Source organism: Flavobacterium sp. (assembly GCF_041392085.1).
GTDB lineage: Bacteria > Bacteroidota > Bacteroidia > Flavobacteriales > Flavobacteriaceae > Flavobacterium.
The window spans coordinates 185,216-207,271 of record NZ_JAWKMW010000005.1; the positions used below are offsets into that span (position 1 = coordinate 185,216).

Below are 22,056 nucleotides of genomic sequence, written 5' to 3' on the forward strand. Positions count from 1 at the left end.
GGAATGGTTACCTCCCCATCATCGCCATTAATTCCAACGCCTTTTTAATCGATTTTACATTCTCAAACGTCAACAACAAACGCAAACCGCTTTTGGTTTCTTTCTCTTTCATTTTGCAGAGATTGCCGTTTTGTTGCACAAATTGAAGTACTTTATGAAAACGAGCCGATTGGTAATAATCACTTTGTTGGTCGCCCACAAAATAACCAATCATCTTGTCTTGTTTCATAATGAGTTTTTCAATACCTAATCGGGTGGCAATCCATTTGATGCGAATGCTGTTTAACAAGGCTTGAGCTTCTTTTGGTAAAGGTCCAAAACGGTCAATAAGTTTTTGTTCATAAGCTAATAAACCTTCTTCATCTTTTACATTTCCGAGTTCGTTGTATAGATTCAAACGTTCATTAACGCTATTGATGTAATCATCCGGAAACAACAATTCAAAATCCGTATCAATTTGAAGATCTTTGACAAATTCTTTGGTTTCAATATCATTTTCCTCCTGATACAATTCTTTGAATTCGTTTTCTTTTAATTCTTCAATGGCTTCGTTCATGATTTTTTGATAGGTTTCAAAACCAATTTCATTGATAAAACCACTTTGTTCACCCCCTAATAAATCGCCGGCACCCCGAATTTCTAAATCTTTCATGGCAATGTTGAAACCGCTTCCCAACTCGCTAAATTGCGTTAACGCATTGATTCGTTTTCGTGCATCTTCTGTCATTACGGATTGAGGCGGTGTGATGAAATAACAAAACGCTTTTTTATTGCTTCGACCCACACGACCCCGCATTTGATGCAAATCGGATAGACCAAAATTATTGGCATTATTAATAAAAATTGTGTTGGCATTCGGGACATCTAAACCACTTTCGATAATGGTTGTAGCAACTAAAACATCAAATTCACCATTCATAAAAGCCAGCATCAATTCTTCCAATTTTTTGCCGTCCATTTGTCCGTGACCAATGCCAACGCGAGCATCAGGAACCAATCGTTGAATCATTCCGGCTACTTCTTTGATGTTTTCAATACGATTATTGATGAAAAAAACCTGACCATTTCGTTGAATTTCATACGAAATAGCATCTCGAATTAGTTCTTCATTAAACCCAACTACTTGCGTTTCGATAGGATAACGATTCGGTGGCGGTGTTGTGATAACCGATAAATCTCTCGCTGCCATTAACGAAAATTGCAACGTTCTCGGAATCGGAGTGGCAGTTAACGTCAACGTATCGACCGTGGCCGAAATCGTTTTGAGTTTATCTTTTACATTTACGCCAAATTTCTGTTCTTCGTCAATGATTAATAAACCTAAATCTTTGAATTTCACATCTTTGTTAACCAATTGATGGGTCCCAATGATGATGTCAACTTTTCCTTCAGCCAAGCCTTTTATAGTTTCGGTTTTTTGTTTAGCGGTTCTAAATCGGTTTAAATAATTTACGGTCACAGGCATGTCTTTCAAACGTTCGGTAAAAGTACGATAATGTTGATAAGCCAAAATTGTGGTGGGAACCAAAATGGCGACTTGCTTTCCGTTGTCAACGGCTTTAAAAGCGGCACGAATGGCGACTTCTGTTTTTCCAAATCCCACATCGCCACATACTAATCGATCCATAGGGCGGTCGCGTTCCATGTCGTTTTTTACATCTTGTGTAGCCGTAATTTGGTCCGGCGTATCTTCATAAATAAACGAACTTTCCAATTCTTTTTGCAAATAACTGTCCGGTGCACAGGCAAAACCTTTCTCCAAACGCCTTTTGGCATACAATTGAATCAAATTGAAAGCAATGTGTTTAACGCGAGCTTTGGTTTTTTGTTTTAAGGCTTTCCACGCATTGGAACCTAATTTGTAAATTTTTGGGGGCGTACCGTCTTTGCCGTTGTATTTTGAAATTTTGTGTAGCGAATGAATACTCACATACACAATGTCATTGTCAGCATACACCAATTTGATGGCTTCTTGCAGTTTCCCTTCTACCTGTATTTTTTGTAAACCTCCAAATTTCCCGATCCCGTGGTCAATATGCGTGACATAATCGCCAACCGAAAGTTGGGTTAATTCCTTAAGCGTAATGGTTTGCTTTTTGGAATAACCATTTTTGATGCTGAATTTATGATACCGTTCAAAAATTTGATGATCGGTGTAGCAAGCCAATTGATTTTCCTCGTCAATAAAACCTTGAAAAAGTGGAAAAACTATGGTTTTGTATTGTTTTCGGATGTTTTCGTGATTTTCTTCATCCAAACTTTCAAAAATATCATGAAAGCGATTGGCTTGATTTTCATTGGAACAAAACAAGTAATTCTTGATTCCGTTAAAGTGATTTTCGTTCAAATCATTCAACAATAAATCAAATTGTTTGTTGAATGAAGGTTGCGGTTTGGTATGAAATTCAATTGTTTTTTCTGTTTTAAAAAACGATTTCAATCCGATTTCAACTAACGAAAAATCGAGAGCTTTTTTTACAAATGACGATTGATTGATAAAAAGTTCTTCGGGCGAAGCCTGTTTTATTTGATTGGAAAGTTTGCCAAAAGCTTCTGTTGCTTTATCAAATAATTTATCAAACTGACTCAAAACCATTTCTGTTTCCTGAACAAAAAGAACTGTTTTGGGGTTGATATAATTAAGGAAACTCTCTCTGTTTTCTTGTAAAAATTTATTTTCAACGTTGGGAATGATGGCAATTTTCTTCTGTTTTTCCAGTGAAAGTTGGGTTTCCACATCAAACGTTCGAATACTATCTACTTCATTGCCAAAAAATTCAATTCGGTACGGATTGTCATTGGAAAACGAAAATACATCGATGATTCCGCCACGAACGGAAAATTCTCCGGGTTCCGATACAAAATCGACTCGTTTGAAATTGTATTCAAATAATACTTCGTTGATAAAATCAATCGAAATTTGGTCGGCAACCGCCAATTTTAATGTGTTTTTATCCAATTCTTTTCGCGTAACCACTTTTTCAAAAAGAGCTTCCGGATAGGTCACAATAATTGATGGTTTTTTGCGGGAATTGATGCGGTTTAACACTTCGGCCCGAAGCAAAATATTGGCATTGTCTGTTTCTTCAATTTGATATGGTCGGCGGTACGAACTCGGATAAAACAGCACATCTTGGTCGTTGATGAGGTTTTCTAAATCATTCAAATAATAAGCGGCTTCTTCTTTATCATTAAAAAGCAATAAAAAAGGTAATTCTGATTTTTCAAAAAGAGCTTGAATCACAAATGAAAGGGAAGAGCCAACCAATCCTTTGATTTGCACTTTTTTTTCAGGAACAGCAATGTTTTCCGCTAATTGAATAATTTTAGCAGAAGGATGATAATTAGATGAAATGTTTGAAACGTTCAATTAGTCTAATTTTTTTGGTGTTTCCCGAACGGCTCTGGAAGTATCTAACATTCTGATCATTTCTGCTTCGCCATGTTCTGTTGGAATTTGTCTTTTTCTAATTAACTCGTTCATTTGTAACTCTATAGAAGCCAATTGCAAGTTTATAGCCGAAATTAAATCAATTACTTTTTTTTCAGGAATAGCATCTAAATGGATGTATAATTCTAATGAACGAAAATTATTTAACAAAACGGTAAATCTACTTTTAAACTCCGGATTGGATAATGATGGAGGAATACTATTCAAAAGAGCATCTGCCTTTTGAGTTAGGTCTTTTGATTTTTTTTGAAAAGCCCCAATGGAACTAGTTGGTTTTTGTTGTAATTCAGTTAAAAACAATCGCCATTCTGCCCAATCTTTCACTAAATTTTGCGAAGAAGATTCTAAATTCATTGTTCTAAAACCCCACGCCTTGTTTATTTTTTTGAAGATTTCCTCTTTTTTGGCTACTTCTTTTTGTTGTTGAATCAATCGTTTCTCATTATCCTCTTCACAGGAAAAAAGAAATAAGGTAATAATAAAGATAAAAAGTAAGCGGATTTTCATCACATTTAATTTAGATTTTCAAAAATACAAAGGTAAATCGAAACTTGGTTATTCAAGTTAAAGCTTTCTGAAATAAATACCCCGTTGCCCATTTTTTACTTTACGAAAACGTTATATTTGCATTCTAAAATACATAGAGCCAAATGAGCACAAAAATTTTAATTATTGGTGCGTGCGGTCAGATAGGAACCGAATTAACACAGCAATTACGAAAACAGTTCGGTGTAGGCAACGTAATTGCATCTGATATCAGAAAACTGAATAATGATGTGGTTAATGATGGAATTTTCGAAGTGTTAAACGCTCTTGATTTTAATCAAATTGAACATATTGTTGAAAAATATAAGATTGAAGAAGTTTACTTGATGGCTGCTTTGCTATCGGCTACAGCTGAAAAAAACCCTGCTTTTGCTTGGGATTTAAATATGAATTCACTTTTTCATGTATTGAATTTGGCGAAAGCCGGAAAAATAAAAAAAATATTTTGGCCATCGAGTATTGCTGTTTTTGGCCCTACAACGCCAAGAGAAAATACACCACAATATACCATTATGGAACCCACAACGGTTTACGGAATTTCAAAACAAGCCGGAGAAAGATGGTGTGAATATTACCATCACATTTTTGGTGTAGATGTTCGTAGTGTTCGATATCCCGGACTTATCAGCTGGTCAACGCCACCGGGTGGAGGAACAACCGATTATGCTGTAGATATTTATCACAAAGCATTAAGTGACGGTCAATTTGAGTGTTTTTTATCGGAAGAAACGCGTTTACCCATGATGTATATGGATGATGCCATTAGAGCAACAATTGAGATTATGCAAGCCCCGGCGGAAAGTATTAAAATACGTTCGTCTTACAATTTGTCCGGAGTAAGTTTTACACCGAAAGAAATTGCGTCAGAAATTAAAAAGCATATTCCTGATTTTACTATTTCCTATCAACCCGATTTCCGTCAAAAAATTGCAGACAGTTGGCCCGGATCGATTGATGATTCTGCTGCAAGAGCCGATTGGGGATGGAAGCACAATTTTGATTTGGATTTGATGACCGTTGAGATGTTAGAAAACCTAAAAAAAGTTAACTAGTTTAATTTCAGTTTACTAATTAAAGGCGTTTCAATAGAATCTTTTGATTTAACAATCTCATCCGAAATTTCATTAGGAATGGTCATTGAAAGCACATAGTGTTTTATTTTCCATTTTCCGTTCACTTTTTCAAGTACACCTGAGCCTCTACAAATTTTAAAGGAAGTGTCCAATAGTTCATCAAACCAAGCTATTTCATTAGATTTATCTAAATAAATATTACGTTCTAATGAATAAAATGTCCATGCTTTTCCTTTGTCAAAATACGGTTTTGAAAAAGCTTCAAACTCTTTTCTGTTCCAATTTTCGGTAGCATCCGTTCCAATGAAAACTGCATCGTAAGTCATTAAACCAAAATAATTGTCAAAGTTTGCTTCCGCTGCAGCCTCATGCCATTGATTTATAACCGAATCAATTTCCTTTTTTTCTTGTTCTGAATTAGAACTAGAAAAAACACTAAAAATTGCTAGTAAAGTGATTAAATATGCTTTCATCTGAGTTTATTTTGAAAGTTAAAGATACAAAAAAAGAGCACCAAAACCGGAAGTGCTCTTTTCTCTTTGTTAATACTGATGATTACAAAAGTAATAACGAACTTAACTAAAAAACTAAAACATTTTAAGCTAAACCAACAAAGCTTTTTGTTTTAAAAACGATAACTGACACCGGAATATAAACCAATAAAATAGGGTTTAAATCCACCATCATTATTGCTAAATGTATTGAGTTGATATTTAAAAGTAGGTTCAAAATTTGCTTGAAATGATTTCCAAAATCTATACCTGAAACCAAGCCCAACATTTGTGCTAAAATGAACTGAACTCAGGTTATTTGCTTTTCCTAATTCGGCAGAAAAACCATCGGAAACTATCATTAAGCTATTATTATTGAGTAAGAGTGTACTAAATCCGCTAATGACGTCTATGCCAAACTTTTTATTCAAAATTTTATAAGATACCTCAAGTGGAATTTCATAGTATTCCATATTTTGTTGAATAGCTCCTTGCTGAGTCCAAGTTGATAAAGAAACTTCACTACTAGCAACATCTGTGTTAAACACCACAATTGGTGCGGTATTTGAGGAGCTTGTGGGACTTAACGACACCATTTCTCTACCTTCAAGCGAGGCATAAAATTCTACACCGTTGGTTAAATATTCAAAATTAACTTTATTAATACCGGTTCTTAAGGTTAATTTTTTACTAACATCGTATTGAAAACCGAGGCCGTAACTGATCGTGTTTTGATATTCCTTACTGTTATTTGCAAATTGACTGTCAATTGGAGAACCGTTGGAAGATGAACCTAAATAGACAGGTGCAACATTTGAGGTAATTTGCCATCTGTTTTCTTTAGGTTCAACTTTAGGTTTTTGGTCTTTTTCTTTTTCTTGTAGCAATTCTCCCAACGTATTCAATTCTTCTTTTGTTGTTTTTGAAGAGGCAACAGCAGTTGAATCGATTTTATTTTCATCAATTTTCTCAGAATGATTTTCCAACACAAATTGATTGTCATTTATGATACTATTTTTTTCCGATTGTTGTGTTTTTGTATTGTTTAAAGACGCATTAACAATAACTTTATGCGTTTCAGAAATTGTTTTTAATTTAGTATTCGAATTATCAACTAATTCCGAATTATTTTTTTCGTTTAAATTCTTTTCAGTTTCTTGTCTGGTTCGTTCTGTTTTATCGATGGAATTTGATACCAATCCTGTATTTTCTTTATTTTTTTGGTTTACTTTGTCAAGGTTACTATTCTGATTATTTTGTTTTTTGGAGTTTTTTTCAATGTTTAAATTTCCATTAGCAACAGTTTCATCATTTGAAAACAATTGTTTTTCTTGGGGATTATTTATTTTATTTGAGACATTTTCATCAGAATTCAATTCATTCTGATTGATTTTTTCTTCAGAATCAACAGCGCTGTTTTGATTTTTGGTTGAATTTATTTTTTCTTCAATTACAACCGGATTAGTTTTTTCAATTTTAGGTTGATTTAAAATAACTCGAGTTCCTAAAAATCCAAAAATCAGCAAAGCAGCAACACCCGAAAGTTTATACCAAATCGGGATAATTCTTCTTTTTTTCTTTTTAGTCAGTTCTGCTTCGATGTTTTTCCAAACAATTTCCGGTGGAATTTCTTCAAAATCTTTAAATTGTTCTTGAAACAATCGGTCTAAATTCTTTTTATTTTTCATTTGGCTTCATTCATTTCATTCGACGCCTTGTTTTCTATTTTTTCTTTTAAAATAGCTCTTGCTCTTGATAAATTTGATTTCGATGTTCCTTCCGAAATGTTTAACAATTGAGCTATTTCTTTATGAGAATAATTGTCTAAAACATATAAATTGAAAACCAAGCGATACTTGTCTGGTAACTCTTGAATTATTTTGGTCAAAAAATCCATTGACACATTTTCTTCATCAACTTCTACATCAACAACATCCGGATAATTTTCGGATACAATTTCAAAAACTCCTTGTGTTCGGTATTTTTGAAGGATATTGTTAACCATCACTCTTTTTGCCCAACCTTCAAAAGAACCTTTGTTGTTAAATTGGTTTATTTTATTAAATATGATTAAAAACCCATCCTGTAAATTATCTTGAGCTTCAACATAACTCTTTGAATACTTAATGCAGACACTAAACAATTTTGGAGAAAATAATCTAAATAATTGTTCTTGTGCTTTAGTATTGTTGCTTTTGCATTCATGTATGAGTAGTTCTAGATTCACTCGCCGTTTACTATTGGGGTTTAGTCACTATTTACCGGAATTTCTACTTCTTCAAAAATATTATTTCCATCTGCATCTTTACCTTTATAAAATTTAAACAAATAGGTTTCTGTGCTTATTACTTCAAAGTTAAAATCAACTTCGTAAACTTCTTCATAAGGGTCACAATTTGTTGAATTAAGCACTACGCATTGGAGTGCTATAGTTCGTTCGTTTAAGTATTTGTCAAAATAAATTCCTGATAAATCGTAACATGAATTAGGTTTTTTATAGAATAGTTTTATCTGGTGTATATTCAAATAATCAAAAGTGTCAGGAACTATAAAATCTTCAACGGGTAATATTTCAAAATGATAAGCCTGAGGGGTGTCATCTTCTAAACCACAAGAGATTAAACTAAAAAGAATAACAAAAAACAATACTAACTTTTTCATAAATAGGGTAATTATATTTTTTAGATACAAAAAAAAGAAATAGGTTGCGTTGTGGATATAAAAAAACCCGAAATTTTCGGGTTTACAATTTATTCAGTTTCTTTAATTTTTTCTTTAATTTTTTGTTCTAATTCATCTCCTAATTCCGGATTATCTTTAATAAGTGCTTTGACTGCATCTCTTCCTTGTCCAAGTTTTGTTTCTCCATAACTAAACCATGACCCTGCTTTCTTGATAATATCAAACTCAACCGCTAAATCAAGAATTTCACCGGTTTTAGAAACTCCTTCACCGTACATTATATCAAATTCTGCGGTTCTGAAAGGCGGGGCTACTTTGTTTTTAACAACCTTTACTTTGGTACGATTTCCGATTACGTTTTCACCTTCTTTGATTTGAGAAGATCTTCGGATGTCTAACCGAACAGAAGCATAAAATTTTAAAGCATTTCCACCCGTTGTGGTTTCGGGATTACCAAACATCACACCGATTTTTTCGCGTAATTGATTGATAAAGAAAACGGTACAATGTGTTTTGCTAATGGTTGCAGTAAGTTTTCTTAAGGCTTGAGACATTAATCGGGCGTGTAATCCCATTTTAGAATCACCCATTTCACCTTCAATTTCACTTTTAGGAGTTAATGCTGCGACGGAGTCAATTACAACAACATCTATCGCTCCTGAGCGAATTAAATTTTCGGCAATTTCAAGGGCCTGTTCGCCATTATCGGGCTGCGAAATGATTAAATTTTCAATGTCAACCCCCAATTTTTCGGCATAATAACGATCGAAAGCATGTTCAGCATCTATAAAAGCGGCAATTCCACCTGATTTTTGGGCCTCAGCAATGGCATGAAGCGTCAGGGTTGTTTTACCGGAAGATTCGGGACCATAAATTTCAATAATTCTTCCTTTAGGATAACCGTTTACACCTAAAGCTAAATCGAGACCTAAAGAACCTGAAGAAATCGTTTCAACTTCTTCAACCGCTTTATCTCCCATTTTCATCACGGTGCCTTTTCCGTATGTTTTATCTAATTTGTCTAACGTTAATTGCAAGGCTTTTAATTTGGCTTCTTTCTCTGAACTCATAATAGTGTGGCTTTAATTAATTAATGTGGTAAAATTACTTTTTTTTTTCATCTCTTTCTAATTTATTTTTCCACAAAAAGTAACTCAAAAAGTTAATTCGATTTCCTATTTTTGCAATCATTACAAAAACACTATGCATAAGTTAATTTCTTATCCAATTTCAATTTTATACTACCTCTGTTTTGGGTTGTTTTTATGTGTTTTTCATCCTATCCAATGGTTTTGTTTTACTGTATTGGGATACCAAGCACACAAAAAAAGCGTAGATTATTTAAATTTTTGTTTGGTTAGAAGTACGCACTTATTAGGAACAACGTATGATTTTCAAAATCGAGAAAAATTACCTAAAAACGTTCCGTTAATCATTGTGTCTAATCATCAGAGTCTGTATGATATTCCACCTATCATTTGGTTTATGCGTTGGTGGCATCCGAAGTTTATTAGCAAAAAAGAATTAGGCAAAGGAATTCCGAGTGTTTCATACAATTTAAGACATGGCGGTTCCGTTTTAATAGATAGAAAAGACCCTAAGCAAGCTTTGCCAGCCATCAAAGAAATGGCTGAATACATTGAAAAAAACAAACGATCCACAGTGATTTTTCCAGAAGGAACCCGAAGTAAGACAGGTGTTCCTAAAAAATTCTCAGAAAATGGATTGAAAATTTTATGTAAATACGCTCCATCGGCTTATATTGTTCCAATTTCGATTAATAATTCATGGAAAATGGTCCGTTTTGGGATGTTTCCAATGGGTTTGTGTAACCGATTAACTTTTACGATACAAGAGCCTTTTCCTATTAAAGGAATTCCGTTTGAAGAAGTAATGCAAAGAACCGAAAACGCCGTAGTAAACGGAATAAAACATTAACAATATGTCTATCAAAAACATTCGTTTAGAAGTAATGCAATTATTGGAAAAAAAAGTAGATTCTTTTATGAGTGACTTTTTGATTCCGGTAGAAAAAATATGGCAACCTTCCGATTTATTACCGGATTCCGAAAAAGAAACTTTTTTTGATGAGGTAACCGAGCTACGTGAAATTGCTAAAGAATTACCTTATGATTTTTGGGTTGTTTTGGTTGGAGATACAATTACTGAGGAGGCTTTGCCTACTTACGAATCTTGGCTAACCGAAGTAGAAGGTGTAGATAGCGAAGGTAGAAATGGATGGTCTAAATGGGTAAAACATTGGACAGGAGAAGAAAATCGTCACGGGGATGTACTGAACAAATATCTTTATCTCTCCGGAAGGGTAAATATGCGAGAAATAGAAATGACTACGCAACATTTGATTAACGACGGTTTTGATATTGGTACCGGTAAAGATCCTTATAAAAACTTTGTTTATACCAGTTTTCAGGAATTAGCCACGTATATTTCTCACAACCGCGTTTCGCAAATAGCTAAAAAATTTGGAGATAATAAGTTGTCAAAAATGTGTAAACTTATTGCAGGAGATGAAATGCGTCATCATCATGCCTATGGAGAATTTGTGAATCAGATTTTTAAAGTAGATCCAAGCGAAATGATGTTGGCGTTTCAATACATGATGAAACAAAAAATTACTATGCCGGCTCATTTTCTTCGTGAATCAGGTCAAAAAATTAGTACTGCCTTTGAACAGTTTTCAGATTCAGCTCAGCGTATTGGCGTTTACACAGCAGCAGATTATGTTGTCATTCTTCAAAAATTAATTGACAAGTGGAATATCGATAAAATAAACGGACTAACAAGCGAAGCTGAGAAAGCCCGAGATTATTTGATGAAGCTTCCCGAAAGAATGGCTAGAGTTTCTGAACGATTGGTCATACCGGAAACCGGACATATATTTAAATGGGTGCAACCGGCTTTGGTGAAATAAAAATGACACTTATTGACAAAACAATTCTTTTTGTAAAACAACAACTCCAAGACGCTGAGGGAGGTCATGATTGGTTTCATATCGAACGCGTTTATAAAAATGCAGTTTTGATTTCCCAAGAAGAAGATTGTGATGTCACCGTTGTGAAATTAGGTGCTTTGTTACACGATATTGCCGATTCTAAATTTTATGAGGGTGATGAAGAAATTGGTCCAAAGATATCCCGAACATTTTTAGAAAGTGAACATATTTCTCAAGAAATTATTGAGCATGTAGTTCAAATCATTAGAAATATTTCTTTTAAAGGCGGAAATTTTGAAAAAACCTTTTCATCCAAAGAATTAGAAATTGTGCAAGATGCCGATCGATTGGATGCATTAGGAGCTATTGGAATAGCCAGAACATTCAATTATGGGGGTTTTAAAAATAGAGCTATTTATAATCCAAGTATTCCACCCAAACTCAGTATGACTAAAGAAGAATATAAAAACAGTGATTCGCCTACGTTGAATCATTTTTATGAAAAACTACTTCTGCTAAAAGACAAGATGAACACAAAAACCGGTAAAAAATTGGCCCAAGAACGTCACCGATTTATGGAAACATTCTTAAGCCAATTTTATGCGGAATGGGAAGGGGAAATGTAGTTATTCTCCTTTAAAATCAGCTTTTCTTTTCTCTAAAAACGCCGTTGTTCCTTCTTTAAAATCGGCTGTACCAAATGATTTACCGAAGTTTTTTATTTCTGTTTCATAGCCGTTAATACCGTCTTTGAAATTGGCATTAACTGCTTCTATTGCATTAGAAATGGCAACAGGAGAATTTTTGGCGATTTTTGTTGCAATTCCTTTTGTAAATTCTATCAATTCCGCTTGCGGAACCACGTGATTAACTAAACCATAAATTTTAGCTGTTTCGGCATCAATCATCGTGGCACTCATAATCATTTCCATGGCACGACCTTTCCCTACTAATTGGGGTAAACGTTGTGTTCCTCCGTAACCGGGAATTACACCAAGAGTAACTTCGGGTAAACCCATTTTGGCATTGTCGGAGGCAATTCTAAAGTGAGCCGACATCGCTAATTCTAATCCGCCACCTAAAGCAAAACCGTTAACGGCTGCAATCACTGGAGTAGAAAGGTTTTCGACAAAGTCAAACAATAATTTTTGTCCTTGTGCGGCTAATTTTCCACCTTCTTCCACAGAAAAATGAGCAAATTCGGAAATATCGGCTCCTGCAACAAATGCTTTTTCACCACTTCCGGTAATGATGATTACCCGAGTTGATTTATCTTTATTTTCAGTATCAAAAGCATGATGCAGTTCCTCAATCGTAGCTTTATTTAATGCATTTAATTTGGTAGGACGATTGATAGTAATTATCGAAAACCCATTGTTTTTTTCTACTAAAATATTTTCGTAATTCATGATTTATGCAATTTGTTCGTTTGTATTAATTGGTAATGTTACCTTAAAAGTAGTGCCATTGTCTTGCTGAGATTCAAAGGTAATTGTTCCGTTGTAATTTTCGATAATTTTTTTGATAATACCCAGTCCAAGCCCCATACCACTGTTTTTTGTTGTGAATTTAGGTTCAAAAATGTATGTTTTATTTTCATCCGAAATACCAATACCATTATCTTTCACTTTAATAACAACATTAGAATGTTCTTTTAAAACAGAAATAATAACAGATGGTTGATGATTTTCAATTGGAATTGCTTGTATAGCATTTTTTATCAAATTAGTAATAATTCGAATCAATTGTGATCGATCCATCATCATAAAAATTTCTTTTTCAGTAGATTCAAATTGGATATAATTTTCGTTGAATATTTCCAACCCAAGTTGAACTACCTCTACTACATTGATACGTTCGTTTTGCTGAGCCGGCATCGACGCAAAATTAGAAAATGCATTAGCAACCGAACTCATTATGTCGATTTGCTGCAATAAAATTTTGGTATAATCGTCTAATTTTTGTTTGATATTCGGATCCTTTTCATCAAACTTTCGTTGAAAACTCTGTACCGTCAATCGCATTGGGGTAAGCGGATTTTTAACCTCGTGAGCCACTTGTTTTGCCATTTCACGCCAGGCTTGTTCACGCTCACTTTGGGCTAATTTCACGGCACTTTCCTCCAATTTATCTACCATGTTGTTGTAAGCCTCAACCAATAGTCCAATTTCCCTACTATTAGTTTCTAATTCAATTTTTTCATTCTTTTTGGTTAACTGTGTTTCAGTAATCTTATCAGAGATAGTTTTGATAGATTTGGTAATAAAACTTGATAAAAAGTAGGCTAAAACAACAGAAAGCACCAACATAAAAGCATATACTTGCCCAAATCGAATCATGAATTTTCGCAATTCACGTTCGTAATATCCATCATCTTCAATGTAAGGAAGGTTCAAAATGGCTAATGGCTTGAATTGTAAATCTTTTATTTCGCTGTAGGATGATAGATTTTTAACACCATTGATTTCTTTGATATCAACATACCTTTTGTCCATGCTAGATTGAACCAGTCTAACGATGTATTCCGGAATTGATTTAGGCTCTTCATCTACTGCAAAAGAAGATTTGGAGGATTTTAAGAGCTTTCCGTTTAAATCATAAAAATTTATTTCTAAAGAATGAATATCAGCAATTTCATGAATTTTATCTCTTTCTGAAAAAATAAGCGGAATATTCTCTGTTGTTAATGGATACGTTGTGTTTTTAAGAATGTAATTAATGTTTTCCTTGATTGCGGTTTCTTTTCTCTCTAATCTTTCTTGATGGTATTCTTTTGCTTCATTTCTAAATTGAAAAATTGATACCGAAGCTATTAAAATAGACGAAATTACGGTTAGAAAAATCATTGAGATGAAAATTCTAACGCGAAGCGAAAGAGTACTTATTTTATAAGGGAAACTCACTACTTTTTTTCTCTAAATCGTTTATACATTTTAAAACCAATCATAAGCGAAATTGACAGGAAGAAAATTCCGATTACGCCAAAAATCCAGTTGAAAGCATCTTTGAGAATTACTAAAAAAACAACAGCAAATAAAATAAGTGTTGCCCCTTCATTCCAAAGGCGAAAAAAATTGGAACTGTTTTTTACTTCATTTTTTTGTAATTGCTTAAAAATCAAATGACATTTCATGTGATAAGCATATAATAGAATCACAAAACCTAGTTTTACTAACATCCAATCTTGTTCTAACCAAGCTGGAATTAAGTACAACAACCAAAAGGCAAATACACTAGCTAGAACACCACTTGGCCAAGTAATGATATACCATAGCCGGTATTGCATCAGTTGGTATTGTTTGATTAAAATACTTTTCTCCGGTTCGGACTTGTCTTTTGTTTCGGCATGATATACAAATAAGCGAACGATATAAAACAGCCCCGCAAACCAAGTGACCACAAAAATGAGGTGTAATGCTTTAATATAGTTATACAATTCCATTTATTCTATTTCAATTAATTGGGTAGTCATTTCTTTTCGCAAAAAATAGGCCGTAATTAGTGTTGAAAGAATATCGGCAATTGGGAAAGCCACCCATACTCCAAAAACACCAAAATAATTTGGCAAAATAAGCACCAACGGAATGAGAAAAAAGCCTTGTTTGGTTAATGTCAACAACAGAGCGGGGATTGCTTTTCCAGCAGCTTGAAAATAAGCAGCTCCAATAAGTTGTAAGGCAATTATTGGTGTGGCAGCAAAAACCCATCGCATTGCATCAGGTGTTTCTGCAATTACATCTATATCATTTGTAAAAACTGCAACAATAGGTTGAGCAAAAATTAAAATAAGTAAAAATATAAAGGTAGCTAAAAGAGCAGCATATTTTATGGAAATAGAAATGGTTTCTTTCACCCTAGTGAAATTTTCTGCACCGTAATTGTATCCGGCAATCGGTAAAAACCCTTGTGTGATTCCCAAAATGGGGAATAAGGCAAACATCAACATTCTACTGATGATTCCATAAACCACGACCGAATGTTCTCCTCCGTAAACAAACAATGTATGGTTGATAATGATTGCTAAAATGCTCACAACACCTTGTCGGGAAAAGGTTACCAAACCTAACGAAGAGATTTCTTTAACCAATGAAAAGTCTAATCGATAATGATAGGCAGAAGGTTTTAATTCACTTTTTTTAATAAAAAACCAAAGAATGAAAACAAAGCACATGAAATATGAAATGGTTGTTGCCAAGGCAGCTCCAAACATTCCCAAATTCATAAATTTAATAAAAACAATGTCGAGAAAAATATTTCCAAAAGCCGGAATAATCATCGCCATCATTGCAAATTTTGCTTTTCCTTCAGCTCTTATGACGTTATTTCCCATCATACAGAGTGCTAAAAAAGGTACTCCGATTAGTACCGGAATAAAAAAGGCTTTCGCCGGCACCATGATTTCACCATTTGCACCAAAAAGTAACAAAATTTCATCGGAATATGAAAGTCCTATCACCACAAAAAACAAGGCTAAAAAAAGGGTCATCATAATTTGATTGCCAAAAGTCCGATAGGCTTTTTCTTTGTCTTTAGCTCCTAAAGCTCTTGAAATGATTGAACTTCCACCAATTCCGATTGCCATTCCCAACGAAGAAATTAAAAAGGTAATCGGTAAAACCACGGTAACTGCTGCAATGGCTAACGATCCAATCCATTGGCCCACAAAAATGGTGTCGACTAAAATGTTAAGCGACATAAATAAAATCCCAATAGAGGCAGGAACTGCTTGTTTAATCAAGAGTTGTTTGATGTCATCGGTACCTAATGCTCCTGACGATTTTGTCATTATTTACTTGTTTTTATTTCGGCAAAAGCCCACTGATCAATCCATCTACTCATGGTCTTTACCCAATCTTCTCTATCATTTAAACACGGAATGGACAAAAATTCTTCTCCACCGTTTTCTTTAAAACTATGAGCGGCCTCCATGCCAATTTCTTCCAACGTTTCCAAACAATCACTCACAAAAGCAGGGGTAACAACAGCTAATTTTTTTATTCCTTTTTGAGCCAAACCATCAATTGTTGCATCAGTGTAAGGTTGTAACCAAGGATCACGCCCTAAACGCGATTGAAAAGAGGTACTGTATCTTCCTTCTTCTAAATTCAAAAATGCGGCAACTTGACGGGTGGTTTCATAACATTGATGGCGATAACAAAAGGCATGAGCATCTGAGGCCGTTTGACAACATGAACCGTCAATTTTGCAATGATTTTTTGTTATGTCCGATTTTTTTATGTGTCTTTCCGGTACACCGTGATAAGAAAATAAAAGATAATCAGGTTGGAAAACAGTCAATGATTCTTGAATCGAAATAGATAAATCCCTTATATAATCCGGTTGATTATAAAAGGATGGAACGATGGTAAAGGCCATGTCCGGAAATTGTTCTTTTCTGATTTTTTCGGCTAAAACTAAAATGGTTTCCGTGGTAGCCATTGCAAACTGAGGATACAAGGGAACCAAAAGTACTTCCTTAATTCCTTGATTGTACAAATTTTTTAGTCCCGACTCAATACTAGGGTTTCCGTATCGCATGGCCAATTCAACCGGAACGCTGACTTGCTTTTGAATTTTTTCTTGTAAACGTTTTGAAAGCACAATCAATGGAGAACCTTCTTCCCACCAAATTTTTTTATAGGCTTTCGCCGATTTTTTCGGGCGTGTATTCAAAATAATTCCCCTTACCAAAAGCACACGCAAAAGATAGGGAACATCAATCACGCGTTCATCCATTAAAAACTCATCTAAATACCTCCGAACGTCTTTAGGTTCAGGACTATCGGGCGAACCGAGATTGATTAATAATACTCCTTTTTTCATTTTGTAAAAGCAAATTTCTTTTTTAGTTGGACAACGACATTAAATATTTTTTTGGAGTTGTTCCGAATTTCTTCTTAAATGCCGCAATAAAATGCGAAGCGGTACTGTATCCGATTTGAACACCTACTTCGTTTACGTTATAGGTTCCACTGTCTAATAATTTTCGGGCATATTCTAATTTGTAATCAAATAAAAAGCCATAGACACTGTCGCCATAAACTTGTTTAAAACCGGTTTTCAGTTTTTTTAATGTTAGGCCAACCATTTCAGAAAGTTCTTGTAACCCCGGTGGTTCAGCCATGTTATTGATGATAATTTGTTTCGCTTTTTTGATTTTGGCAATGTTTTCTTCATCCATCAAAAACGGACATTGTTCGATGTTTGGGTCTTCGCTTCTGTTGAAATACAGACTTAATAATTCATACCCTTTTCCTTTAAAATATAGGTTTCGAATGGAAGTGTTGAGGTTGTAATGAAATAATTGATTGAGTACAATAGCCATAGACGGACTAATATCATCTTCGGTGTAATATTTTTTTTCTTTGTTTTCATCGCTCAGAAAAGGAATATGTTCCGCTTCATTTGAAAATAAGCTATGGAGTTTTTTAATCGAAATTAGCACGGATATCATCCATGTGTTTGGGCCAATTTCAAGATGAATAGGCAATTCTTTTTGTGGATTATAAAATAAAAGCGATTTTTCTTCATTCAAATCCAACGCATAATTTCCTTGGTTAAAAATGAATTTCGCTTTTCCTTTTAATCCATAGTGAAATTGAATCAAATTATTGTTTACTGGCCGTTGAAAAATCTCGGTTGAAGTACTATTGTTTTGAAAGCGAATCAAATAGAAATCATTTTCAATTTTTATTTCTTCATTTGAACCCATAGCGATACTTTTTTAAAATCTGATTATTCTTTTATTTAGAACAAATCTAAATAAAGTACAGAAAACTCCTTTTTTTAACCAATAAATTAGAATGATTATAAACTAACACAAAAATAATTCTTTAAACGATATAAAAAGAACTTTGAGCGTTATTTTTTTGAAAAGCTTAACTATAATTTTGTTCTGTTTTTAGGTAAATACATTCATGAATCATTTAAAACTGTCAAAGTTTCCCACTTTTTATGCCATTGGCTTAAGTTATAAAAAAGCAGATGCGACCATGAGAGGAAAGTTTAGCTTAGACGAAATAGCTAAAACTAAGCTATTGGAGCAAGCCAAATTAGAGGGTTTAGACAGTTTGTTTGTAGTGTCCACTTGCAACCGAACTGAGATATATGGTTTTGCAGAGCATCCTTTTCAACTCATCAAGTTATTGTGCGACAACAGTCAAGGAACTGTTGAAGAGTTTCAAAAAATTGCATATATATACAAAAACCAAGAAGCTATTACGTTCTTATTTCGAGTAGGAACCGGTTTAGACAGTCAGATTTTGGGTGATTTTGAAATCATTAGCCAAATTAGAAATAGTTTTGTAGAAAGTAAAAAAGCCAATTTAGCCAATGCTTTTTTAGAGCGTTTGGTAAATGCTGTGATTCAAGCCAGCAAAAGAGTAAAGAACGAAACCGAATTGTGTAGCGGAGCTACTTCCGTTGCCTTTGCAGCCGTAAACTATATTTTTAATACAGTTGATGATTTAGAAAATAAAAACATATTGTTATTTGGTACGGGAAAAATTGGCAGAAATACTTGTGAAAACTTAGTAAAACACACCAAACACAAAAATATTACCTTAATCAATCGAACCAAAACCAAAGCTGAGATAATTGCCGGAAAGTTCAATTTAATTGTAAAAGATTATATTAATCTGCCAGAAGAAATTCACAAAGCGGATATTTTGGTTGTGGCAACAGGTGCTCAAAATCCAACCATCGACAAGAATTTATTGAATTTAAAAAAACCTTTATTGATTTTAGATTTATCCATTCCTAAAAATGTGAATGAAAATGTAAAGCAAATAGAAGGTGTTTCATTGGTTCACATGGATTTTCTCTCTCAAATAACGGATGAAACTTTGGAAAAACGAAAAGAGCAAGTGCCTTTTGCGGAATCCATCATCGAAGAAATAAAAGAAGAATTTAACGCGTGGATGAGAGCCAGAAAGTTTGCACCCACTATTCATGCCTTGAAAGAAAAATTAAATGCAATTAAAGAAGGTGAATTAGATTTTCAACGCAAAAAAATAGCTAATTTTGACCAAGAACAAGCTGAACTTATAAGCAATAGAATCATTCAAAAAATTACCACTCATTTTGCCAATCATTTAAAGAACGACAATTCAATGGTAGACGATAGTATCGAATGGATTGAAAAAATATTTCAAATAGAAACCACCGTTAAATGAGTAAAATCATCAAAATCGGAACCCGCGACAGCGAATTAGCACTATGGCAAGCGACTACTGTTGAAAAAAAATTAAACGAACTAGGGTATCTAACTGAAATAATTCCCGTTAAATCTACCGGTGATATTATTTTAGACAAACCACTTTATGAACTCGGAATTACCGGAATTTTTACCAAAACGCTTGATGTTGCCATGCTGAAAGGTGAAGTAGATATTGCAGTACATTCTATGAAAGACGTTCCAACCGCTTTGCCCAAAGGGATTGTACAAGTAGCTGTTTTAGAACGAGCTTCTCCGGTTGATATTTTGATTCACAAAGGAAAATTATCTTTTTTGGAGAAAAATGATACCAATGCCACTATTGCCACAGGAAGTTTGAGAAGAAAGGCACAATGGTTAAACAAGTTTCCAACACATAAGGTAGTTGATTTGAGAGGAAATATAAACACCAGAATGCAAAAATTACATGATAATGATTGGGATGGGGCTGTTTTTGCCGCAGCCGGATTGGAAAGAATCAATCTGAAACCTGAAAAATTTCTTAATTTAGATTGGATGATTCCCGCCCCGGCACAAGGTGCAATGATGGTGGTTGCAATCGAAAATGATATGTTTTCAAGAAATGCACTCGCACAATTGAACCACAATGAAACCGAAATCTGTACGTTTGTTGAGCGACAATTTTTAAAAACCTTAGAAGGAGGGTGTACTGCACCAATTGGAGCTTTAGCTGAAATAAATGAAAATTTAATTACGTTAAAAGGAGTCCTTTTGTCATTGGATGGAAAACACAAATTAGAAATAGAAAAAACGGTAAAAATTAATTTATATCAAAATTTTGGCGAACTTTGTGCAACTGAAATTTTAGAAAATGGTGGTTTTGAATTAATGAAAAGTATTAAAACATCATTAAACCAAAAGCACTAAAGGTTGCTGTATGGAAAAAGATTCAATATTCAAGATAATTTATCGATTTTTTGATCTTATTGTATTAACCTACATCGTTTTTGATTTTGGTTATAGTATTCACGAAGAATATCATACCCCAAAGTTTATTGGTTTAGTGCTTATTGCTATTGCATTATTTGCATTTAATATTTTCAAATATTTTTATTATAAATCTAAAGGAAGAAAAAAAGTTGCTTTAGTTAATTCAATTATTATTGGTGTCTTGTTATTTGTTTCGTTGATAATATCATTAACCAATATTGATTTACACTATCTTGATGTTTTACGAAAAATTCGTCCAATTTTAGAATCGGGATTAATTTTTTATTTTATCATTCGATTAATGATTTTAGTTCGGTATGTGTATGAAGTATATTACAATCCGGCTATTGTGTTTGTTGGCAGTTTTTTTGCAATTATCATTTTGGGCTCTTTTTTATTGATGCTTCCAAATGCAACCACAAATGGAATTTCGTTTACTGACGCCCTTTTTACCTCAACAAGTGCCGTATGCGTTACAGGTTTAATTGTTTTGGATACTGCAACAGATTTTACAACAATTGGACAAACTATAATAATTAGTTTGATACAAATAGGCGGTTTGGGTATTCTAACGTTTACATCGTTTTTTGCTTTCTTTTTCAGAGGTAGTTCTTCTTTCAAAGAAGGATTAAACGTTAGAGATTTTATTGCCCAAGACACTATAAAAGATGTTTTAAAGACAGCTCTAAACATTGTAATTTTTACAATAAGTGTGGAATTAATTGGAGCAATTTTTATTTATTCGTCTATTTTAGAAAATCCTCATATTACTGACAAAGTTTTCTTTTCGGTATTTCATTCTATTTCAGCATTTTGTAATGCCGGGTTTTCCACAATGTCTGCCGGATTGAGTGAAAGTCATCTTCAGTTTAATTATTTTATGCAATGGATTTTAATTGTAATGATTGTATTTGGGGGATTAGGTTACAATATTATTTTTAACTTTTATCAATACTTAAAGACATATGTATTGGAATTCTTTGATCGTAAAAGAATACACAAACAAGTGAGTATCATGACATTGAATTCTAAAATAGTGTTATATACAACAGGAGCTTTATTGTTAGGAGGGTTTATTTTTCTTTGGATATCTGAGTACAACAACACTATAAATTTACATTCAACAGGTTTTGGAAAAATTACTGCAACAGCGTTTAATACTGTTACGCCCAGAACAGCAGGTTTTAACACAATTGATTTTACAGAATTATCTGTGCCAACCTTATTGTTTATAATTTTTTTGATGTGGATTGGTGCCTCACCTGCTTCAACCGGTGGTGGAATCAAAACGAGTACATTTGCTTTAGCAACGCTAAACATATTTAGTATTGCTAAAGGGAAATCGAGAATCCAAATTTTAGGCAGAAGAATTTCAAGCGAATCAACCTCAAGGGCGTTTGCTATTTTATGTATTTCATTAATCGTAATTGGATTTGCTATTTTGGCCTTGTTGATATTTGAACCGAAAGGTACAGATATATTGTCTGTTGTTTTTGAATGCTTTTCAGCTTACAGCACGGTAGGATTATCGTTAAACTTTACGCCTACGTTATCAGAACCTAGTAAATATGTGTTGATTTTAACCATGTTCATTGGAAGAATTGGAATGCTCAACTTAATGATTGGAATGCTTAGACAAATCAATCATCAGTTTTATGAGTTTCCTAAAGAAAATATTTTAATTAACTAAATTA

Annotated in this window: 20 protein-coding genes; 7 read left to right on the forward strand and 13 right to left on the reverse strand. The window is 33.7% G+C overall.

The window, feature by feature from the left end; genetic code table 11:
• Positions 1–7 precede the first annotated feature (7 nt).
• Both mfd and R2782_RS03820 read right to left on the reverse strand, forming a co-directional pair.
• Complete coding sequence (mfd, locus tag R2782_RS03815; RefSeq protein ID WP_371266949.1) at positions 8–3,325, reverse strand: transcription-repair coupling factor; 3,318 nt, start codon at positions 3,323–3,325, stop codon at positions 8–10.
• 45 nt (positions 3,326–3,370) lie between these two features.
• On the reverse strand, positions 3,371–3,958 hold the full coding sequence (locus R2782_RS03820; RefSeq protein WP_371266747.1) for a hypothetical protein: 588 nt from the start codon (positions 3,956–3,958) through the stop codon (positions 3,371–3,373).
• 143 nt (positions 3,959–4,101) lie between these two features.
• On the opposite strand from R2782_RS03820, the gene R2782_RS03825 reads away from it, so the two are divergent.
• Positions 4,102–5,049 carry an L-threonine 3-dehydrogenase gene (locus R2782_RS03825; RefSeq protein ID WP_371266748.1) on the forward strand — a complete coding sequence of 316 codons (948 nt, stop codon included), beginning with the start codon at positions 4,102–4,104 and terminating at the stop codon, positions 5,047–5,049.
• On the opposite strand, the gene R2782_RS03830 is transcribed toward R2782_RS03825, so the two are convergent.
• From R2782_RS03830 to recA, 5 genes are all read right to left on the reverse strand, one after another.
• Positions 5,046–5,543: a nuclear transport factor 2 family protein gene (locus R2782_RS03830; RefSeq protein ID WP_371266749.1), complete on the reverse strand. Its 498-nt coding sequence runs from the start codon at positions 5,541–5,543 to the stop codon at positions 5,046–5,048. The two genes, R2782_RS03825 and R2782_RS03830, sit on opposite strands and share 4 nt — an antisense overlap.
• 152 nt (positions 5,544–5,695) lie before the next feature.
• The gene (locus R2782_RS03835) at positions 5,696–7,249 is read right to left on the reverse strand and encodes a hypothetical protein (RefSeq protein WP_371266750.1); all 1,554 of its coding nucleotides are present in this window, start codon (positions 7,247–7,249) and stop codon (positions 5,696–5,698) included.
• The gene (locus R2782_RS03840) at positions 7,246–7,788 is read right to left on the reverse strand and encodes an RNA polymerase sigma factor (protein ID WP_371266751.1); all 543 of its coding nucleotides are present in this window, start codon (positions 7,786–7,788) and stop codon (positions 7,246–7,248) included. Before R2782_RS03840 ends, R2782_RS03835 begins: the two co-directional genes overlap by 4 nt.
• Positions 7,789–7,808: 20 nt before the next feature.
• The gene (locus R2782_RS03845) at positions 7,809–8,222 is read right to left on the reverse strand and encodes a hypothetical protein (protein WP_371266752.1); all 414 of its coding nucleotides are present in this window, start codon (positions 8,220–8,222) and stop codon (positions 7,809–7,811) included.
• Positions 8,223–8,311: 89 nt separating this feature from the next.
• Positions 8,312–9,313: a recombinase RecA gene (gene recA / locus R2782_RS03850; RefSeq protein ID WP_371266753.1), complete on the reverse strand. Its 1,002-nt coding sequence runs from the start codon at positions 9,311–9,313 to the stop codon at positions 8,312–8,314.
• Positions 9,314–9,446: 133 nt separating this feature from the next.
• Between recA and R2782_RS03855 the strand changes: the two genes are divergently transcribed.
• From R2782_RS03855 to R2782_RS03865, 3 genes are read left to right on the forward strand one after another with little or no spacing between them, the layout of a single operon-like run.
• A complete protein-coding gene (locus tag R2782_RS03855) occupies positions 9,447–10,181 on the forward strand; it encodes a lysophospholipid acyltransferase family protein (protein WP_371266754.1) in 735 nt (244 codons plus the stop codon).
• Between the two features lie 4 nt (positions 10,182–10,185).
• The gene (locus R2782_RS03860) at positions 10,186–11,175 is read left to right on the forward strand and encodes an acyl-ACP desaturase (protein ID WP_371266755.1); all 990 of its coding nucleotides are present in this window, start codon (positions 10,186–10,188) and stop codon (positions 11,173–11,175) included.
• Between the two features lie 2 nt (positions 11,176–11,177).
• Positions 11,178–11,822, forward strand: coding sequence for an HD domain-containing protein (locus R2782_RS03865; RefSeq protein ID WP_371266756.1), 645 nt, complete (start codon positions 11,178–11,180; stop codon positions 11,820–11,822).
• Here the strand turns inward: R2782_RS03865 and R2782_RS03870 are convergent, their stop codons facing one another.
• Genes R2782_RS03870 through R2782_RS03895 form a run of 6 tightly spaced genes read right to left on the reverse strand, consistent with a single transcriptional unit; the run spans position 11,823 to position 17,908 of the window.
• The gene (locus R2782_RS03870; protein WP_371266757.1) at positions 11,823–12,605 is read right to left on the reverse strand and encodes an enoyl-CoA hydratase/isomerase family protein; all 783 of its coding nucleotides are present in this window, start codon (positions 12,603–12,605) and stop codon (positions 11,823–11,825) included.
• A gap of 3 nt (positions 12,606–12,608) precedes the next feature.
• Positions 12,609–14,042 carry a PAS domain-containing sensor histidine kinase gene (locus tag R2782_RS03875; RefSeq protein WP_371266950.1) on the reverse strand — a complete coding sequence of 478 codons (1,434 nt, stop codon included), beginning with the start codon at positions 14,040–14,042 and terminating at the stop codon, positions 12,609–12,611.
• A gap of 56 nt (positions 14,043–14,098) precedes the next feature.
• Positions 14,099–14,638 carry a CopD family protein gene (locus R2782_RS03880; protein WP_371266758.1) on the reverse strand — a complete coding sequence of 180 codons (540 nt, stop codon included), beginning with the start codon at positions 14,636–14,638 and terminating at the stop codon, positions 14,099–14,101.
• Complete coding sequence (locus tag R2782_RS03885) at positions 14,639–15,982, reverse strand: MATE family efflux transporter (RefSeq protein WP_371266759.1); 1,344 nt, start codon at positions 15,980–15,982, stop codon at positions 14,639–14,641.
• Positions 15,982–17,019 (reverse strand): ferrochelatase, encoded by a 1,038-nt coding sequence (gene hemH, locus R2782_RS03890; RefSeq protein WP_371266760.1) that lies wholly within the window; start codon positions 17,017–17,019, stop codon positions 15,982–15,984. Before hemH ends, R2782_RS03885 begins: the two co-directional genes overlap by 1 nt.
• Before the next feature lie 22 nt (positions 17,020–17,041).
• Complete coding sequence (locus R2782_RS03895; protein WP_371266761.1) at positions 17,042–17,908, reverse strand: helix-turn-helix domain-containing protein; 867 nt, start codon at positions 17,906–17,908, stop codon at positions 17,042–17,044.
• A 205-nt stretch (positions 17,909–18,113) separates the two neighbouring features.
• Between R2782_RS03895 and hemA the strand changes: the two genes are divergently transcribed.
• From hemA to R2782_RS03910, 3 genes are read left to right on the forward strand one after another with little or no spacing between them, the layout of a single operon-like run.
• Complete coding sequence (gene hemA, locus R2782_RS03900; protein ID WP_371266762.1) at positions 18,114–19,370, forward strand: glutamyl-tRNA reductase; 1,257 nt, start codon at positions 18,114–18,116, stop codon at positions 19,368–19,370.
• Positions 19,367–20,299: a hydroxymethylbilane synthase gene (gene hemC / locus R2782_RS03905; RefSeq protein ID WP_371266763.1), complete on the forward strand. Its 933-nt coding sequence runs from the start codon at positions 19,367–19,369 to the stop codon at positions 20,297–20,299. The genes hemA and hemC overlap by 4 nt, the downstream gene beginning before the upstream one ends.
• A 10-nt stretch (positions 20,300–20,309) precedes the next feature.
• Positions 20,310–22,052, forward strand: coding sequence for a TrkH family potassium uptake protein (locus R2782_RS03910; protein ID WP_371266764.1), 1,743 nt, complete (start codon positions 20,310–20,312; stop codon positions 22,050–22,052).
• The last annotated feature ends 4 nt before the right edge of the window (positions 22,053–22,056 follow it).

Coding starts and splice junctions, on each gene's coding strand:
- R2782_RS03885 (WP_371266759.1), bottom strand. CDS start 15,982: ATGACAAAATCGTCAGGAGCATTAGGTACCGATGACATCAAACAACTC.
- R2782_RS03865 (WP_371266756.1), top strand. CDS start 11,178: ATGACACTTATTGACAAAACAATTCTTTTTGTAAAACAACAACTCCAA.
- hemA (WP_371266762.1), top strand. CDS start 18,114: ATGAATCATTTAAAACTGTCAAAGTTTCCCACTTTTTATGCCATTGGC.
- R2782_RS03845 (WP_371266752.1), bottom strand. CDS start 8,222: ATGAAAAAGTTAGTATTGTTTTTTGTTATTCTTTTTAGTTTAATCTCT.
- R2782_RS03855 (WP_371266754.1), top strand. CDS start 9,447: ATGCATAAGTTAATTTCTTATCCAATTTCAATTTTATACTACCTCTGT.
- R2782_RS03860 (WP_371266755.1), top strand. CDS start 10,186: ATGTCTATCAAAAACATTCGTTTAGAAGTAATGCAATTATTGGAAAAA.
- R2782_RS03895 (WP_371266761.1), bottom strand. CDS start 17,908: ATGGGTTCAAATGAAGAAATAAAAATTGAAAATGATTTCTATTTGATT.
- hemH (WP_371266760.1), bottom strand. CDS start 17,019: ATGAAAAAAGGAGTATTATTAATCAATCTCGGTTCGCCCGATAGTCCT.
- hemC (WP_371266763.1), top strand. CDS start 19,367: ATGAGTAAAATCATCAAAATCGGAACCCGCGACAGCGAATTAGCACTA.
- R2782_RS03910 (WP_371266764.1), top strand. CDS start 20,310: ATGGAAAAAGATTCAATATTCAAGATAATTTATCGATTTTTTGATCTT.
- R2782_RS03835 (WP_371266750.1), bottom strand. CDS start 7,249: ATGAAAAATAAAAAGAATTTAGACCGATTGTTTCAAGAACAATTTAAA.
- R2782_RS03875 (WP_371266950.1), bottom strand. CDS start 14,042: ATGATTTTTCTAACCGTAATTTCGTCTATTTTAATAGCTTCGGTATCA.
- R2782_RS03830 (WP_371266749.1), bottom strand. CDS start 5,543: ATGAAAGCATATTTAATCACTTTACTAGCAATTTTTAGTGTTTTTTCT.
- R2782_RS03880 (WP_371266758.1), bottom strand. CDS start 14,638: ATGGAATTGTATAACTATATTAAAGCATTACACCTCATTTTTGTGGTC.
- R2782_RS03870 (WP_371266757.1), bottom strand. CDS start 12,605: ATGAATTACGAAAATATTTTAGTAGAAAAAAACAATGGGTTTTCGATA.
- recA (WP_371266753.1), bottom strand. CDS start 9,313: ATGAGTTCAGAGAAAGAAGCCAAATTAAAAGCCTTGCAATTAACGTTA.
- R2782_RS03825 (WP_371266748.1), top strand. CDS start 4,102: ATGAGCACAAAAATTTTAATTATTGGTGCGTGCGGTCAGATAGGAACC.
- R2782_RS03820 (WP_371266747.1), bottom strand. CDS start 3,958: ATGAAAATCCGCTTACTTTTTATCTTTATTATTACCTTATTTCTTTTT.